Raw genomic sequence first — 16,438 nt, forward strand, 5'->3', positions numbered from 1 at the left:
GTCCCTAACCTTTCCCCGGTCTGTTCCCGCCACCGTTTGGAAGCACAATGACCACGGACGCCATCGCCCTGCTCTCCCGCATCGCCGACGCACTCGACCGACTGGCGCCGCCGCCGCCGCCGGCGACCGACCTGTCGGCCGCCGACGCCTTCATCTGGCACGCCGATCCAGACGAGCTTGAGCCAGTACACAGCGTCAACCGGGTAGACCTGGACCTGCTTAAAGGGATCGAGCGTCAGCGTGCGCAATTGCTGGACAACACCCGGCGCTTCGCCGACGGTTTGCCGGCCAACAACGCGCTGCTGTGGGGAGCGCGCGGCACCGGCAAAAGCTCGCTGGTCAAGGCGGTGCACGCGGTGCTGAACGCTGAAAGCCCCCATAGCCTGGCCCTGGTGGAAATCCACCGCGAGGACATCCCGTCCCTGCCCCGGCTGCTGCGCATCCTCAAGGATTCCGGGCGTCGCTGTCTGCTGTTCTGCGACGATTTGTCGTTCGAAGGCACGGACGAGGCCTACAAGTCGTTGAAAGCCGTGCTGGAAGGCGGCATCGAGGGGCGGCCGGGCAACGTGGTGTTCTATGCCACCTCCAACCGCCGGCACCTGCTGTCGCGCGACATGATCGAGAACGAACGCTCGACCGCCATCAACCCGCACGAGGCCGTCGAAGAAAAGGTGTCGCTGTCCGACCGTTTCGGCCTGTGGCTGGGTTTCCACCATGTGGCCCAGGACACCTATTTCGACATCGTCGAGGGATACGTCAGCCGCTACGGCCTGCCGATCGACGTCGAGACCCTGCGGGCCGAGGCCAATGAATGGGCGATGACCCGCGGGTCACGCTCCGGCCGCGTGGCGTGGCAATTCATCCAGGATCTGGCCGGCCGCCTGGGTAAGGCCCTGGTTTAACGCAACAAGGCATAGAACGGCGCCAACGCCACCCATCGCGTCCGTAATTCGTCGATCAGCCCGGAATTGAACAGCACCGGCTCCAGGGGACGGTTGGCAACCAGGAAGGGCGACTTGCGCGACAGCCATTCGACCAGAACGGGTTCCAAGCCATCCGGCAGTTTGGGCCGGGCGTAAAGCTCGCCTTCGACGTGGAAACCGGCGTCATGGGCCTGTTCCAAAGCGTCCCGGTAACGGCCGGGACGCGCCAGGATGACCGAACGCATGGCCTTGTTTGCGGCTGGCGGCAAGGCATAGCATCCCATGCCGTGGCGCCAGCCATTGGGGCCGATCTCCAGGAAATAAGCGGGATGTTCCTGCCACCCTTCGCCATGGCGTTTGAAACAAAGCCATTGGGTGATGCGATAAGGGGACTTGTCGCGCGAAAACCGGACGTCGCGATTGATGCGTGACACCGCCGCCCCTTGCGGGTTGACGTCGAAGGCCGGATCGATCTCCAGCATCGCCGGAGCCAGGGCGGCGACCAGCGCACGCAATGGATCACGCACGGCCGCCACGTATTCGTCCCGGTGCGCCTGGAACCAGGCACGCTCGTTGTTTGCCGCCAGTTCCGCCAGGAACCGGGGCAGTTGCGCAGGCAGACCGTCAAAGTTCATCCTTGCCCCCTCTGGATGCCGACCAGAGTGGCGGATGGCCTCCCCTTTGGGCAAGACCATTCAGCGCCGGGCCAACCAGTGCGCCAGCCACAGCGTCAGCGCCAGCAGGACGATTCCGCCGACAATGATGCCGCCGCCGGCCATCAGCGCCTGGAAAGGGGTAAGGGTGGGAGCCGTTTCGAACATGCCCCACCATCCCCCGGCGGCGGCAACGTGGTCCTTAGCCTTGGTCAAGTCCGGTTGACGACAGCAAGCGGCTTACCATGTCGGCCTTGATGTAGTCGAACGGGTTGACCGCCTGGGTTCCGCGACGCAGTTCGAAATGCAGTTGCGGCTGGGTGACATTGCCGGACGCCCCGACCGTGGCGATCTGTTGGCCGCGCCGCACTTGGTCCCCTTTACCCACCAGCAGATGGTCGTTGTGGGCGTAGGCGGTCATCCAGCCGTCGGCATGCTTGATCAGCAACAGGTTGCCGAACCCCTTGAGCTCGTTGCCCACATAGGCGACCACGCCGTTTTCGGCGGCCAGAACCGGCGTCCCGCGTGGGGCCGCGATGTTGACCCCATCGTTGTGCTGTCCTTTGGCCATGGGGCCGAATTCAGCCAGCATCTCGCCCCGTACCGGCCACACGAAACCCTTGCCGGCCATGGGCGGCGGCGGCGGTGGCGGCAGAGAGGCCTGCTGCGACGTCCGGGTTTGCGTCCCGGATGGCGTGGAGGGGCCCGATGGCGGGGGCGCACTTTGCGCGTTTTTCCCCGAGGAACCGCTGTCGGGAAGACGGCTCATGATCGTGGTGGAACCGCGCGACGGGGCATGCGAACCGCTGGCATTGGGCGAGGCGATGACCAAGGTGCCGCCGTTGGAATCGCGGCCGGCCACCGCCCCGCCATTATAGGCGCCGGGAACCCGCAGAGTTTCGCCCACATAGATGGTGTAAGGCGGGGTTTTGCCGTTGGTCCGGGCCAAGGTCTGGAAGTCCACCCCCAAACGACGGGCCAGCACCAGCAAGGTGTCGCCGCGCCGCACCACGTATTCGCCGCTGCCTCCGGGAACGCGCAACGCCTGCCCCGGATAGATGACATAGGGCGCGCGGATGCGGTTCGCCTCGATCAACTCGCGGACCGAAACGTTGCAGCGCCGGGCGATGGAATAGACGGTGTCGCCGGAATAGACGGTGACGGAGCCGGCACACCCGGCGGGCGGACGCCCCCGAACCACCGGGGAACCGCCGCGCATGTTGGGATCACAGGCGGTCACCACAAGCGGCACCAGCGCGACCAGCGTCAACCGCCGGACAATATGGGGTAGGAACGCGCTCATGCGGCGCACTATACAGGCCGATCCCCGCCACCGGCAATGGCCCATGGCTCAGGCACCGTCCAGTTTCATCTTCATGCGCGCCAGTTCCGAAGCGGAATGCGCCCCCATCTTTTCCAACACCTTGGCCCGATGGGTTTCGACCGTCCGCACGCCGATATCCAGCCGCAAGGCGACGACCTTGTTGGAACAGCCAAGCGCGATCAGTTCCAGAACCTCCCTTTCCCGCGGAGTCAGGCCGCCGTACAGCCGGCGCAGTTGCGCCAGTTCCGACGATTGACGGCGGGCCTTGCCGTCACGCTCCAACGCCTCGCGGATGCGTTCGATCAGGTGATCTTCGTCAAAGGGTTTTTGCAGGAAATCCACCGCCCCCGCCCGGAACGCCGAGACCGCAGCCGGCACGTCGCCATGACCGGTGACGACGATCACCGGAAGGGTGATGCCGCGTGCCGCCATTTCCTGTTGCAGGGTCAGGCCGTCCATCTCGGGCATGCGGATGTCGAGTACCGCGCATCCGGCATGGTCCGGGTCGATGGCCGACAGGAATTCGCGCGCCGAGGCGAAGGTGCGGACCGGCAACCCAGCCAGTTCCATATGGACCGCCAAGGCGTCGCGAACCGCTTCGTCGTCGTCGACCACGAAAACCGTCGGGAGATCATCTCTCATCGGGGCTCACCATGGGCAGCGTGAAGCTGAAAGAGGTCCCTCCTGCGGCCAAGCGTTGGGCGGACAAGGTGCCTCCGTGGATTTCGATGATTGAACGGGCGATGGACAGCCCCAGCCCCATGCCCGTTTCCTTGGTGGTGACGAAGGGAGAGAACAGATGACGCTCCACCAGTTCGGCAAGGCCAGGACCGGTGTCGCGCACGCTTACCTCGACGCCGTTCTGGCCAGCCGCGTTGGCGACAATGGTAAGCTGACGACGGTTTGTCGGGCAATCGGCCATGGCCTCGGCTGCATTGCGCATGAGGTTCAGCAGAACTTGCTGAAGCTGAATGGGATCGCCTTGCACCCAGGGCAATCCCGCCTCTATTTCAGTGACGACGCTCGCCCCCGTCTGTTCGACGACGGGGCGGGCCAACGCGATGGCGTCGGCGATGACGACCGCCATATCCAGTTTCTCCCGGCGGCTTTCCCCCTTGCGCACGAATTCCCGCAAACTGCGGATGACCCGGTCGGCGCGTTCGGTCTGGGCGACAATCTTGTCCAGGATTTCCGACAATTGCGATGGGGCACCGTCACGCTGGGCGATCTTGCGGGCGGCACGGGCATAACTCATGGCGGCGGTCAGCGGCTGGTTGATTTCATGGGCCAGCGCCGCCGTCATTTCGCCCGCCTCGGTCAGGCGCGACGCATGGGCGAACTCGGCCTGACGTTCGCGCACCCAGGCTTCGGAGCGGCGCCGTTCACTGACCACCGCGCCCAGCAACAATGCGGTGATAGTCAGCGCCAACATCAGAAACTGGAAATGGGTCATGCGCGCCGTTTCGATCTCCATGACCTGAATGGCAACGATCAACCCCACCTGTGTCACCAGCACAGCCGCCGTCGCTCCCGGCAACCCATGACGCGACGCCACCCAAACCACCGGCAGGAACAGAATGTAGAAATATTCGTACTGGTCGGATGCCAAGGGACCGAAATCCGCCCACAGCGCCAAGGCAATGGCCGCCCCCTGCGCCAGCACTTCGGCCACGCCGCGCCACGACCAGTGAAGCGATGGCATCCTCAACCACACCAGCAAGAACGGCGAGAGCACCGTGATGCCGATGACCTCTCCCACCCAATGGCGAACCAGGATCGGCCCGAAAGCGGACCACGGAAACAACCCCTGAAGAGTGAACAGGCCGATATAGCCGAATCCGACCACCGCCGCCGCAATGGCGGCGACGGCCGCCAGGGACACGACGTCGCGGACCCGGCCAAGTCCCGCCGATACCCCGAAACGGCGGCACAGAACCCAAGCCGCGAAGCCGTAGGTGCCGGCGATGACGGCGTTGGACAACAGCGTCGTCCCGAAATCGACCGGCAAACCGCGCACCAAGGCGTCACCCGCCGTCAGCGACAGCCAGACCACCGGCACGGCGCGTGGTCCGACAATGGCCAGCACCGCCACCGCCAGCCCCGAGGGAGGATTCCATGGCGTGATGTTGAGAGGCGGCAATTCGTGGATGAAGCTGATCCAGTCCAGGAACAGATGCACGAACGGATAGACGGCCAGAAGCCAACGCGAAGAAACGCGCACGCCCCACTGGTCCCCTTGGACGGTCATCGTCACGATCTTGGTCATATCCATCGCAGCCTAGCACCGGCTTGCGATCCGTGCGACCAGACCACTCTCCGTACCATTACGGACCACCATGGTAAAATCATTTAATAACATATACTTATCACGATTCTTGAAAATCCGCTCCGTAATCGACGGGATAGACGCCCTCCCCCTCCAGGCCCGATCCTAAAACCATCGTCGCTTGATGGGGATCGTCATGTCTTCGTTCAAACGCCTTTTGCTGGCGACCAATCTGGAGCCCCATTCGGATCGCGCCATGGAGCGCGCGGTACAACTGGCGCAACAATTCGACGCCGGCCTGACGGTTCTTTACGCGGTCGGCAGCGGCGGCATTCGTCGTCTTCGCGACACCTTGCCCTTGCACCACATCGAGACCGAGATGCGCCGCCACCTGGACACCATTCCGGGTGCGCGCGACGTCGCCCCCATGGTGGTGGCGGTACGGGGAGAAGTGGAAAACGCCATGGCCGAATATGCCAGGCTGTGGAAGGCGGATCTGATGATCGCCGGTCGCCCTCAACCGCCCGACATGCCGTTTTCCGTCACCAGCGTCGAGCGGATCTGCGTCGCCAGTTCCCTGCCGTTGTTGACGGTTTCCTCGAAATGTTTCGGCCCTTACGGCAACGCACTGGTCCCCGTGGATTTTTCCCCGATCGCACGCAAGGTGGCGGCAACGGCTGCCGCCATGGTGCCGGTCGGCAGCATGGAATTGCTGTACGTCTACGACCTGCCGTCGTCGGCTGGCGACATCAGGCTTGAAGCTGACGCCTTCGCCGACGACTTCGCCCCCCTGTTGGGGGAAATCGGCGTCAAACACCGTCTGGTCTCGACCCGAACCATGGTCGGCACTCCGGTCGAATCCATCGTCCGTGCCGTCAGCGCCCCCCCTGCCACCGAACTGGTGGTCATGGGAACCTCGGGCCGCTCGGGCGTGGGGCGCGCCCTGGTCGGCAGCGTCGCCCACGAAGTGCTGGAACGCCTGCCCTGCGACGTCTTGATCGTCAAATCCGACAGCCCCGTTCCGAACCAGCTTGGGAGTTCCTGAAGCGATGCCCCATTTGCCGCCCCTGATCACCACCATCGTCGCCGGCATCGGGCTTGCGTTCGTCTTTGGCGCCATCGCCGCGCGCCTGCGCATTCCACCGCTGGTGGGGTATCTGGTGGCGGGCATCGTCGCCGGCCCGTTCACGCCGGGCTTCGTCGCCGATCAGATGTTGGCGCCGCAACTGGCCGAGATCGGCGTGATCCTGCTGATGTTCGGAGTGGGGCTGCACTTCTCTCTCAAGGACCTTCTCTCGGTCAGCGCCATCGCCATTCCCGGCGCCATCGCCCAGATCGGCGTCGCCACCGTCTTGGGGTTGGGTCTCGCCCTGGCCATGGGATGGACGGTGACGGCAGGGTTGGTGTTCGGTCTGGCGCTGTCGGTGGCCAGTACCGTCGTCTTGCTGCGTGCGCTTCAGGAACGCCGTGAGTTGGACACCCAACGCGGCCGCATCGCCGTCGGCTGGCTGATCGTCGAAGACCTGGCCATGGTGCTGGCGCTGGTCTTGTTGCCGGCCCTGGCCGGAATCGTCAACGGTCAAGGCGGGCTGGAGCGGGACTGGCTTGCCTCGCGGCTGGATGTCGGGCTTGGCGGCATGCTGATACTCACCTTTCTCAAGGTGGCTGCCTTCGTGCTCTTCATGCTGCTGGTCGGACGCCGGGTCATCCCCTGGATACTGCACGGCGTCGCACACATGGGGTCGCGCGAACTGTTCCGGCTGGCGGTGTTGGCCATCGCGTTAGGGGTGGCGTTCGGGGCGGCGAAACTGTTCGGGGTGTCACTGGCGCTTGGCGCCTTCTTCGCCGGCATGGTCCTGAGCGAATCGGAACTCAGCCATCAGGCCGCCCAGGAATCCTTGCCGCTGCGTGACGCCTTCGCCGTCCTGTTCTTCGTGTCGGTCGGCATGCTGTTCGACCCGCATATCCTGATCGAGGAACCACTGCCGCTTTTGGCGACCTTGTTCATCATCCTGGCGGGAAAATCGTTCGCCGCCTTCGTGATCGTCCGGGTGTTCCGCCATCCCCTGCGCACGGCGCTGACCATTTCCGCCAGTCTGGCGCAAATCGGCGAGTTTTCTTTCATCCTGGCGGAATTGGGTATCGGGCTGGAGCTGTTGCCGGAACGGGCACGCGGCCTGATCCTGGCCGGAGCGATCATGTCCATCCTGCTCAACCCATTGAGCTTCACCGTCATGGATTGGCTTTTAAAAAAACTGGAGACCCGGCGCGACGGTTCCAAAGAACCGGCCGAAGCGGCGGACGAAACCCGATTGGACACGCCGCCCAGCCCGGTCCCCCAGAGCACCACGCTTCAGAACCACATCATCCTGGTGGGATACGGTCGTGTCGGCAGTCTGGTCGGCAACGCCTTGCTGGAAAAGAAGCTTCCGTTCCTGGTGATCGAGGACACCGACCTTATCGTCAAGCAGTTGCGCAAGAGCGGGATCGAGGTCATCGACGGCAACGCCGCCAAACCGGAAGTGTTGGCGGCAACCAACCTGCCCGAGGCGGCCTGCATGATCGTCGCCATCCCCAACGCCTTCGAGGCGGGACACGCCATCCGTCAGGCCCGCACCGCCAATCCGGCGCTTCGCATCATCGCCCGTGCCCATTCCGACCCCCAGGTCGAGCATCTGAGCGGATTGGGCGCCGACATCGTGATCATGGGGGAACGAGAGGTGGCGCGCGGCATCACCGAACGGTTGTTCGCGCCCATCGTCGTCGAAGAGACGGCAGAGCCCGAAACTCAGGCCGCCAGTTGATCATTCCTCGGCCAGACCTTCCACCAGCGGCACGAAGCGGACAGGGCCAAGGTGGTCGATATGCAGGTCGCCATCGGCCAGTTTGGTGATCTTGACCAGATCCTGTTCCAGGGCATGGGCCTCGCCCAACGGCAGGACCATGATGCCGCCGACCGCCAGTTGCGACAGCAGCACCGGCGGGATGTCGTGGGCGGCGGCGGTGACCATGATACGTTGGAACGGCGCCTGTTCCGGCCAACCGCGCGACCCGTCGCCGGGCTTGGCGGTGACGTTGTGGATGCGCAGCCGCTTGAAGCGCTCCTCGGCTTCCTTGAGCAGCGGCTTGTGGCGCTCGATGGTGTAGAGCCTGCGGCACAGTTGGGCCAGGACGGCGGATTGGTAGCCCGATCCGGTGCCGATCTCCAACACCTTCATGCGCTCGCCCACCTCCAGCGCCTGGGTCATCATGCCGACCACCAACGGCTGGCTGATGGTCTGGCCGCGCCCGATGGGCAGCGCCCGGTTCTCATAGGCCTGATCCAGGAAAGGCTGCGACACGAACAGGTCGCGCGGCACCTTCTCGATAGCCGCCAGGGTCCGGGTGTCGGTGACCCCCAGACCGCGCAATTCCATCAACAGGCGGATGACCCGAGCCTCGGCCGCCATGCTGCCCTCCCCCTTTTTCCCCCCGGCCCGTTTACATGCCGGAAAACACGCCCGCCAGCGTCGTCATGGTTTCGTGGTCGGTCAGGTCGACGCAAAGCGGCGTCACCGACACCGCGCCGCGCGCCACCGCCTCGATGTCGGTACCCTTGACCGACCGGTCCTCGGCCCGTTGGGCACCCACCCAAATATAGGGCTCGCCACGGGGGTCGAGCCGTTCCTCCAACTTGTCGCCGATCTTGCGCTTGCCCTGGCACGTCACCTCGATTCCCGTCACCTTGTCCGCCGCGACGTCGGGAAAGTTGACATTGATCAGTACGTTACGACCCCAGCCGACGCTGGTGACACGACGGATGATCTCGGGTGCCCAATGTTCGGCGGTGGACCACCGCACCGGATGGTCAGGGCCGTAATACTGGGAAAAGGCGATGGCCGGCAGGCCCAGGATGGTCGCTTCCATGGCCGCCGCCACGGTCCCGGAATAGGTCACGTCCTCGCCCAGGTTGCCGCCACGGTTGACACCCGACAACACCAGGGTCGGCTTGTTGTCGCGCAAGACGTGGTTGACACCCAGCAACACGGAATCGGTGGGCGTGCCGTCAACCCCATAGCGCCGACGCGACACCTGCCGCACCCGCAGGGGCCGGCGGATGGTCAGGGAATGGCCGGCCGCCGATTGTTCGGTTTCCGGTGCCACCACCCACACGTCCTTGCAAAGGCTGCGCGCCACTTTTTCCAACACCTTGATGCCGGGCGCCTGGATGCCGTCGTCGTTCGAGATCAGGATGCGGGCGTCGGCAAGATCGGGAATGGGCGCGAACATCAGCGGATGACGTCCAACCCGCCCATGTAACCGCGCAGCACTTCGGGCACGACGATGGAACCATCGGCCTGTTGGTAGTTCTCCAGTACCGCCACCAGGGTCCGGCCGACCGCCAGCCCGGAACCGTTCAGGGTATGGACCAGACGGTTGCCCTTGTCCGACTTGAACCGCGCCTTCATGCGTCGGGCCTGGAAGTCGCCGCAATTGGAACAGGACGAAATCTCGCGATAGCGATCCTGACCGGGCAGCCAAACCTCGATGTCATAGGTCTTCTGCGACGAGAAGCCCATGTCGCCGGTGCACAGCACGATGACCCGGTACGGCAGGCCCAGACGTTGCAGGATGGTCTCGGCGCATTTGGTCATCCGCTCGTGTTCTTCTTCCGAACGGTCGGGATGGGTAATGGACACCATCTCGACCTTCCAGAACTGGTGCTGGCGGATCATGCCGCGGGTATCCTTGCCCGCCGCGCCCGCTTCCGAGCGATAGCACGGCGTCAGCGCCGTCATGCGGATGGGCAGCGCCGCCTCGTCAACGATGGAATCGCCCACCAGATTGGTCAGCGGTACCTCGGCCGTGGGAATCAGCCAATGTCCGGTGCTGGTCTTGAACAGATCCTCGCCAAACTTGGGCAACTGGCCGGTGCCGAACAGGGCGGAATCCTTGACCAGGGTCGGCGGGTTGACCTCGGTGTAGCCGTGTTCCTCGGTCTGGGTGTCCAACATGAACTGGGCCAGAGCGCGTTCCAGCCGCGCCAGCTTGCCCTTGAGCACCACGAAACGCGCGCCTGACAGCTTGGCGGCACCGTCGAAATCCATCAGCCCCAGGGCGGTACCCAAGAAATCGTGCTCCTTGGGTTCGAAATCGAACATGCGAGGCGTGCCCCATTTGCGCAATTCGACGTTATGGTCCTCGTCCGGGCCATCGGGAACGTCGGCGGCCGGCAGGTTCGGCAGGCTGGCCAGGATGGCGTCAAGCTGTTCGCCCAACTCGCGGTCCTTGACCTCGAGCGCCGGCACGTCGTCCTTGAGCTTGGCCACTTCCTCCATCACCGCCGAAGCGTCCTGGCCTTGCTTTTTCAGCATGCCGATCTGCTTCGACGCCTCGTTGCGGCGGGCCTGCATCTCCTGGACACGGGTCTGGACCGAACGGCGTTCGGCATCCAGCGCCAAAATCTCGGCGGAGCGCGGTTCAAGCCCCTTGCGGGCCAATCCGGCGTCGAACGCGGCGGGGTTTTCGCGAATCCACTTGAGATCGTGCATGGCAAACCTGTCGGAACAATGGGTGGTATGGCTTATAGGCCGTGGGCTTCAGGAATTGAAGTCAGTTTCGTCGGCCACCGGCTCTTCGTCCTCGTCATCCTGCGCTTCCGCGGCTCGCTTGCGCTCGGCCATGCGGGCCGCCAGGATCGACACTTCGTACAAAAGCACCATGGGCACCGCCAACGACAACTGGCTGACCACATCGGGCGGCGTGACGATCGCGGCGAACACGAACACGCCGACGATGGCATAGCGGCGTTTTTCCCCCAATCCCTTGGCGGTCACCAGACCGACACGGGCCAGAAGAGTCAGCAATACCGGCATCTGGAAAGCCAGACCAAAGGCGAACACCAGCGTCATTACCAACGACAGCGACTCGCTGACCTTGGCTTCAAGCTGGATGGCCAGTTCGTCGGTGGCCGGCATCAGCCGCTCGAAGCCCAGAAGGTAGGTGTAAACCATGGGCAGAACGAGATAATAGACCAGGGCCGCGCCAGCGGTGAACAGCACCGGCGTCGCCACCAGGAACGGCGCGAAGGCCTGTTTCTCGTGCTTGTAGAGACCGGGGGCGACAAAGGCCCACAATTGGCCGGCCCAGACCGGAAAGCACACCACGGCGGCGGTGAAGGCCGCGACCTTGACATAGGTGAAGAACGCCTCGGTCGGCGCGGTGTAGATCAGCCGGCGCATGCCGCCCTTGGCCAGGGCGACCTTGGCGTAAGGCTCAAGCAAAAAGCTGTAGATGTCGCCGGCGAAATAGAAACACGCCGCGAACGCGACGATGAAAGCCAGCATGGACCACAAAAGCCGGCTGCGCAACTCGACCAGATGTTCGAGCAGGGGCATGGTTTTGTCGCTATTGGGACCGCTCACCATGATTCCTCAAGGCTCCGGCGGCTTGCGCGGCGCCTCGAAAGGCGCGTCGGCGGGCAATTCCGCCGGTGTCGACAACTCGGGCTGGGACACAGGCTCGACCTTGACCGGGGACTCGGCCGGCATCGTCGGCGGTTCCAGGCTGCGGGCGATGTCGCCGGTGGGATCGACGGTCTTTTCGACCTCGCGCCGCAACAGGTTGGGATCGGTCGCCTTCTCCACCTGCGTCTTGATGTCGGCAAGCTCGCTTTCGCGCACCATCTCGTCAACGCCGCGCTGGAACTCGCCAGCCAGATCGCGGGCCTTGCGGGTCCAGCGACCGACCTGACGCAGCACGGCGGGAAGGTCCTTGGGGCCGATGACGATCAACGCCACCACGGCCACCAACGCCATCTCATCCCAGCCGATGTCGAACATAGGCGCGAAAACTCCCTGTCGCCGTCGCGTTCACCGTGAACGGCGTCAGTGCTTGACGGTATCCTTGTCCGCCGTCTTGGCGGCGTCCTGAGCGTCGATCTGCTGCGGCTTTGCCGCCTCGTCCTCGTCGGACAGACCCTTCTTGAAGGCTTTGACGCCCTTGGCCATGTCGCCCATCAACGCCGGAATCTTGCCGGCGCCGAACAGCAACAGCACGATGACCAGAACGATCAGCCAGTGCCAAATGCTGAAACCACCCATAGAGCGTTACTCCTGCTCTTTGCGTTGCTGGAAACGGGTCGGGCGCGGATCATCGCAGAGAAGCGAAGGCACCGCAACCGCCCTGGTGCGGGAACATTTTTACTCGGTCAGGCCCAACAACATGTCGTCATCCAGCGGTTCGACCTCTGGTTCATCGTCGTCCAGCGTGTCGACCGGAGCGTCGCCTTCCACCGCGCGGTTGCCATAGGCATCGGCCGCCGGACGGGTATCCAACAACCCCGCCGCCTTGAGTTCCTTGAGGTTGGGCAAATCCTCAAGGCTTTCCAGGCCGAAATGGTCCAGAAATCCATCGGACGTCGCCCATTGCAAGGGACGGCCCGGCGTCCGCCGCCGCCCCTTGGGCCGGATCCACCCCGCCTCGAACAACAGGTCCAACGTCCCCTTGCTGAGCGCGACACCGCGCACTTCCTCGATCTCGGCGCGGGTGATGGGCTGGTTGTAGGCGATGATCGCCAAGACCTCGATGGCGGCACGCGACAGACGCCGGGTCTGGGTCTGTTCGATCATCAGTTGCCCGGCCAGATCGGTGGCGGTGCGAAAAGCCCATTTCCCCTCACGCCGCATCAGGTTGACGCCGCGCGGCGCGTATTGAGCCTGAAGCTCGGCCAACACGTCGGCCACCGCCACGCCCTCGGGCAAGCGTTCGGCCAAGGCGCGTTCGTCCAAGGGCTCGGCCGAAGCGAACAAGATCGCCTCGATCAGTCGCAAATGCTCCATCTCGACGTTCATGCCCTGTCCCCTCCCTGGGCCTTGACGTAGATGGGACTATAGGGACCGCCGTCCTGACGCAGTTGCAACCGCCCCTGCTTGGCCAGTTCCAACGCGGCGATGAAGGTCGAAGCCACCGCCGACTTCATCTTGAGGGCATCACCGGCGAGTTGGGGCAGATAGGACGACAGTACCGACCAATCGGGCATGCGCCCCAACAGGTTCTCCAGCCGTTTCAAGGCGTCCTCGACCGAATAAAGGTCGGGGGCCTCGATGGTCAGCGTGCGAACCGAAGTGCGAACCACATGGTCGGCATAGGCCTTGAGCAGATCGAACAATTGCACGTCAAAGATCGAATGGGTCACCACCGACACGGAATCCGGGGCACCTCGGCCGAAGAAGTCGCGCCCCAACTGGGCGCGCGTCATCACCTGGGTGCCCGCTTTCTGCATGGCCTCAAGGCGGCGCAGGCGAAAAGCCAGGATTTCCGCCATCTCGGCGGCCGAGGGCAGCCCCTCCTCCACCGGTTCCGGCTCGGGCAGCAACAGGCGCGACTTGAGATAGGCCAACCAAGCCGCCATCACCAGATATTCAGCGGCCAAATCCAGGTGCTTTTGACGCACCCTCTGCACGAACACCAGATATTGGTCGGCCAGCCGTAGGATGGAAATCTTGGCAAGGTCAACCTTCTGGTCACGGGCCAGCGACAACAGCACGTCAAGCGGCCCCTCGAAACCATCAAGGTCAAGCAAAAGCCGCTCGCCCTCGGCCCGGCCGTCGCCCTCTTCGTCTTCCTGGAACATCAAACGTCCCCGAACACCGCGATCAAGCCTTCGAGCAGCAGGTTCATCGCCGGTTGGATGACCATGTCGAAGGGGTCGAACGCCACGCCGACCGCTTGCCCCAGCAACGGCAACACCACCAGCACGCCCAACAGGATCAGTACGCCGTAATTTTCCAGCCGGGCCACCTGCATGGCCAGAGGACGCGGCAAGACCCCCACCAACACGCGGCCACCGTCCAGCGGCGGAATCGGCAGCATGTTGAACACCGCCAGCAACAGGTTGATATAGATGGCGTTGGCGAAATTCAGTCGCGCCCAGTCCACCACCGCATGGGGCAAAAGGGTGACGTAACGGATCGCCAGAATGGCAAGCGCCGCCATCACGATGTTGGCCATGGGGCCGGCGGCGGCCACCGCCACCATCCCCCAACGCGGCGAACGCAGGCGCGAGACGTTGACCGGAACCGGCTTGGCCCAACCGAACAGGAAATTGCCCATCACCATCAGCATGGCCGGAAGGATCAGGGTGCCGAACGGGTCGATGTGCCGCAAGGGGTTGAGCGACAACCGTCCCAACCGTTTGGCGGTGTCGTCCCCCAAGGTGTTCGCGACATAACCGTGGGCGGCTTCGTGCAGGGTGATTGCGAACACCAGGGGTAACGCCATCACCGAGATTTGCTGAAACAAGCCGCCAAGATCGATCATGCCAGCATCCCGTCAACCTGGTTCACGGCGGCGGCAAGGTCGAACGGCTGAGGGGCACGCTTTTGCCGCGCCGCCACCACCAGACGCTCGCGCGCCAGATCGCTCAACGGCCGCAACGCGGCGGCTACCGCCTGCATCTCGGCCATGTCGCCATTGCAGTGAAGCACCAAGTCGCAACCGGCGTCCAGCGCGGCGCGGGTCCGGTCTTCGAACCGTCCGCCCAACGCCTTCATGGACAGGTCGTCGGAAACCAGAACTCCGCTGAAGCCGATGCAGCCCCGGATGACTTCCTCGATCACCCGGACCGAGGTGGTGGCCGGCGCCCGGTCGTCGATGGCTTTGTACACCACATGCGCGGTCATCGCCCAAGGGGCGTCGGCCAGGGCGCGGAACGGCGGGAAGTCCTGGGCTTCCAACTCGGCACGGCTGGCTTCGACCACCGGCAGGTCGAGATGGCTGTCCACCATGGAACGGCCATGACCGGGAATGTGCTTGACCACCGGCAACACCCCTTCGTCCAAAAGACCGTCGCACACGGCGCGGCCCAAGGCGGCGACCATGTCCGGGGTGTGACCGAAGGCGCGGTCGCCGATGACGTCGTGGGCACCGGGGACCGGAACGTCCAGCACCGGGGCGCAATCCACGTCGATGCCAAGATCGGCCAGCTCACGGCCGATCAGCCGGTAATTGAGGCGCAACGCCCGTTTCGCGGCATCCAGATCGCGCGCGGCCAGACGGGCGAAAGGCTCGCCGGGCGGCGCCTTGCGCCAATGCGGCGGCCGAAGCCGCTGAACCCGCCCACCTTCCTGGTCGATCAGTACGGGAGCGTCGGCGCGGCCGACACAGTCGCGTAAGGACCGCACCAGGGCACGAACCTGGTCGGGATTGTCCACGTTGCGGGCGAACAGGATGAAGCCAAGCGGATTGAGCGTCTCGAAGAACCGGCGTTCGTCGTCGCTGAGCGTCAGGCCGCCGCAGCCCATGATCGCGGCGGCGGGCGGCAGGTCATTTGCGGGCAATGATACATCCCTGGTTACGAGATTTCAGGTCGGCGCACATCTGCCGGGCGGCCTGTTCCGACAGCGGACCGGCGCGCAACCGCCAGAACGTCCCCTTTTCGCCCAGCTCCACCCGGACCACGTCGGATTTAAGGGCCCCCAGCAAATCGTGATGGGTGCGTTGGATACGGTTCCATTCCTTTTCCGCGTCGGGCGCGGAACGAAGCGCCCCCAACTGGATCAGCCAATCGCCACTGGCCGGCGGCGCCTTGGCCGGCACGGCAGCCGGAACGGGCGGTGCGACGGCCGGAGCCGGAGCCGGTGCCACCACCGGCGCAGCGACGGGCTTTGCCGACGGCGGGGCGGCAACCGGGGCGGCAACCGGGGCGGCGGGGGCGCGGGCCTGGGTCGGCACATAGCCACCGGTGGCCGGTGGTGCCACCGGCGCGGCCGCGACAGGTTCCTGTGGGGCAGTGGCCGCCAATGGACGCGGCACCTCGGACGGCGGCTGGCGCGGCGGCGCCACCGGCTGTCCGGGCCGCATGACCTCTGGCGCGGAAGACGTCGCCACGGTGTCTGGCTGAGCACCGCCCTTGACCGGCACCTGCGGCTGTTCCGGCGGCGGCAGAAGGCGTTCCACCTTGGCGTCGCCCTCGGCCTGATCCAGACGTTCGTAAACCAGCTTGTCCTGGTTGGGAACCTGCATGCCGCCTCGGTCGTCGGGGCGAATCTTGATCGGCCGCTCGTCCGCCTTGATCACCGGAATGCCGGGACCGGCACCGTCCTTGCCGCCCAAGAAATGCAGTCCCACGGCGACGATGGCGCCCACCGCCACTACCGCGACACCCAGCGTCAGATAGGACCGCAAACGGTGGCCGGCACGGGCTTGGCGCGAATCCGCGTCGGCGTCGAACCGCTCGGGGATGATGTCGAGAATGTCGCGGTCGAAATCGTCGTTGGGACTGCCTGCCATG

19 protein-coding genes are annotated in these 16,438 nt (G+C 64.6%); 3 read left to right on the forward strand and 16 right to left on the reverse strand.

The genetic code is table 11. The annotated features are described in order from the left end of the window. Window positions 1-47: 47 nt before the first annotated feature. Window positions 48-902 (forward strand): ATP-binding protein, encoded by an 855-nt coding sequence (locus G4223_RS07460; RefSeq protein ID WP_163677198.1) that lies wholly within the window; start codon window positions 48-50, stop codon window positions 900-902. Here the strand turns inward: G4223_RS07460 and G4223_RS07465 are convergent. The 5 genes from G4223_RS07465 to G4223_RS07480 are packed head-to-tail and all read right to left on the reverse strand — an operon-like array spanning window position 899 to window position 5,166. Continuing rightward, window positions 899-1,558 (reverse strand): DUF2461 domain-containing protein, encoded by a 660-nt coding sequence (locus tag G4223_RS07465; RefSeq protein ID WP_163677201.1) that lies wholly within the window; start codon window positions 1,556-1,558, stop codon window positions 899-901. The two genes, G4223_RS07460 and G4223_RS07465, sit on opposite strands and share 4 nt — an antisense overlap. 60 nt (window positions 1,559-1,618) lie before the next feature. Continuing rightward, entirely contained in the window at window positions 1,619-1,744 is a 126-nt protein-coding gene (locus tag G4223_RS20200; RefSeq protein WP_277395023.1) for a hypothetical protein, read from the reverse strand. A 34-nt stretch (window positions 1,745-1,778) separates the two neighbouring features. Beyond that, complete coding sequence (locus G4223_RS07470; RefSeq protein WP_163677204.1) at window positions 1,779-2,879, reverse strand: M23 family metallopeptidase; 1,101 nt, start codon at window positions 2,877-2,879, stop codon at window positions 1,779-1,781. Between the two features lie 48 nt (window positions 2,880-2,927). Continuing rightward, a complete protein-coding gene (locus G4223_RS07475; RefSeq protein WP_163677208.1) occupies window positions 2,928-3,542 on the reverse strand; it encodes a response regulator transcription factor in 615 nt (204 codons plus the stop codon). Then, on the reverse strand, window positions 3,532-5,166 hold the full coding sequence (locus tag G4223_RS07480) for an ATP-binding protein (protein WP_241004002.1): 1,635 nt from the start codon (window positions 5,164-5,166) through the stop codon (window positions 3,532-3,534). The genes G4223_RS07475 and G4223_RS07480 overlap by 11 nt, the downstream gene beginning before the upstream one ends. 196 nt (window positions 5,167-5,362) lie before the next feature. Here G4223_RS07480 and G4223_RS07485 point away from each other — a divergent pair, with 196 nt between their 5' ends. Next, window positions 5,363-6,211, forward strand: a complete 849-nt coding sequence (locus G4223_RS07485) for a universal stress protein (RefSeq protein WP_163677211.1) — start codon at window positions 5,363-5,365, stop codon at window positions 6,209-6,211. A gap of 4 nt (window positions 6,212-6,215) precedes the next feature. Continuing rightward, entirely contained in the window at window positions 6,216-7,970 is a 1,755-nt protein-coding gene (gene ybaL, locus G4223_RS07490; RefSeq protein WP_163677214.1) for a YbaL family putative K(+) efflux transporter, read from the forward strand. Here the strand turns inward: ybaL and G4223_RS07495 are convergent, their stop codons facing one another. From G4223_RS07495 to G4223_RS07545, 11 genes are all read right to left on the reverse strand, one after another. Next, window positions 7,971-8,615, reverse strand: coding sequence for a protein-L-isoaspartate(D-aspartate) O-methyltransferase (locus G4223_RS07495; RefSeq protein WP_163677217.1), 645 nt, complete (start codon window positions 8,613-8,615; stop codon window positions 7,971-7,973). A 31-nt stretch (window positions 8,616-8,646) separates the two neighbouring features. After that, window positions 8,647-9,435: a 5'/3'-nucleotidase SurE gene (surE, locus tag G4223_RS07500; protein ID WP_163677220.1), complete on the reverse strand. Its 789-nt coding sequence runs from the start codon at window positions 9,433-9,435 to the stop codon at window positions 8,647-8,649. Then, entirely contained in the window at window positions 9,435-10,697 is a 1,263-nt protein-coding gene (gene serS / locus G4223_RS07505) for a serine--tRNA ligase (protein ID WP_163677223.1), read from the reverse strand. Before serS ends, surE begins: the two co-directional genes overlap by 1 nt. Before the next feature lie 48 nt (window positions 10,698-10,745). After that, a complete protein-coding gene (gene tatC, locus G4223_RS07510; RefSeq protein ID WP_163677226.1) occupies window positions 10,746-11,543 on the reverse strand; it encodes a twin-arginine translocase subunit TatC in 798 nt (265 codons plus the stop codon). A gap of 36 nt (window positions 11,544-11,579) precedes the next feature. Further along, the gene (gene tatB, locus G4223_RS07515) at window positions 11,580-11,987 is read right to left on the reverse strand and encodes a Sec-independent protein translocase protein TatB (protein ID WP_163677228.1); all 408 of its coding nucleotides are present in this window, start codon (window positions 11,985-11,987) and stop codon (window positions 11,580-11,582) included. Window positions 11,988-12,032: 45 nt separating this feature from the next. Then, window positions 12,033-12,248 carry a twin-arginine translocase TatA/TatE family subunit gene (locus tag G4223_RS07520; protein ID WP_163677231.1) on the reverse strand — a complete coding sequence of 72 codons (216 nt, stop codon included), beginning with the start codon at window positions 12,246-12,248 and terminating at the stop codon, window positions 12,033-12,035. A gap of 99 nt (window positions 12,249-12,347) precedes the next feature. Beyond that, complete coding sequence (scpB, locus tag G4223_RS07525; RefSeq protein ID WP_163677233.1) at window positions 12,348-12,998, reverse strand: SMC-Scp complex subunit ScpB; 651 nt, start codon at window positions 12,996-12,998, stop codon at window positions 12,348-12,350. Beyond that, window positions 12,995-13,780, reverse strand: a complete 786-nt coding sequence (locus tag G4223_RS07530) for a segregation and condensation protein A (RefSeq protein ID WP_163677236.1) — start codon at window positions 13,778-13,780, stop codon at window positions 12,995-12,997. Before G4223_RS07530 ends, scpB begins: the two co-directional genes overlap by 4 nt. Next, entirely contained in the window at window positions 13,780-14,466 is a 687-nt protein-coding gene (locus tag G4223_RS07535; protein WP_163677239.1) for a site-2 protease family protein, read from the reverse strand. The genes G4223_RS07530 and G4223_RS07535 overlap by 1 nt, the downstream gene beginning before the upstream one ends. Next, window positions 14,463-15,485 (reverse strand): beta-N-acetylhexosaminidase, encoded by a 1,023-nt coding sequence (gene nagZ, locus G4223_RS07540; protein ID WP_241004003.1) that lies wholly within the window; start codon window positions 15,483-15,485, stop codon window positions 14,463-14,465. Before nagZ ends, G4223_RS07535 begins: the two co-directional genes overlap by 4 nt. After that, window positions 15,472-16,437, reverse strand: a complete 966-nt coding sequence (locus tag G4223_RS07545) for an SPOR domain-containing protein (RefSeq protein ID WP_163677242.1) — start codon at window positions 16,435-16,437, stop codon at window positions 15,472-15,474. Before G4223_RS07545 ends, nagZ begins: the two co-directional genes overlap by 14 nt. Between the last annotated feature and the right edge of the window lies 1 nt (window position 16,438).

The organism is Magnetospirillum aberrantis SpK (assembly GCF_011022235.1).
GTDB lineage: Bacteria > Pseudomonadota > Alphaproteobacteria > Rhodospirillales > Magnetospirillaceae > Magnetospirillum > Magnetospirillum aberrantis.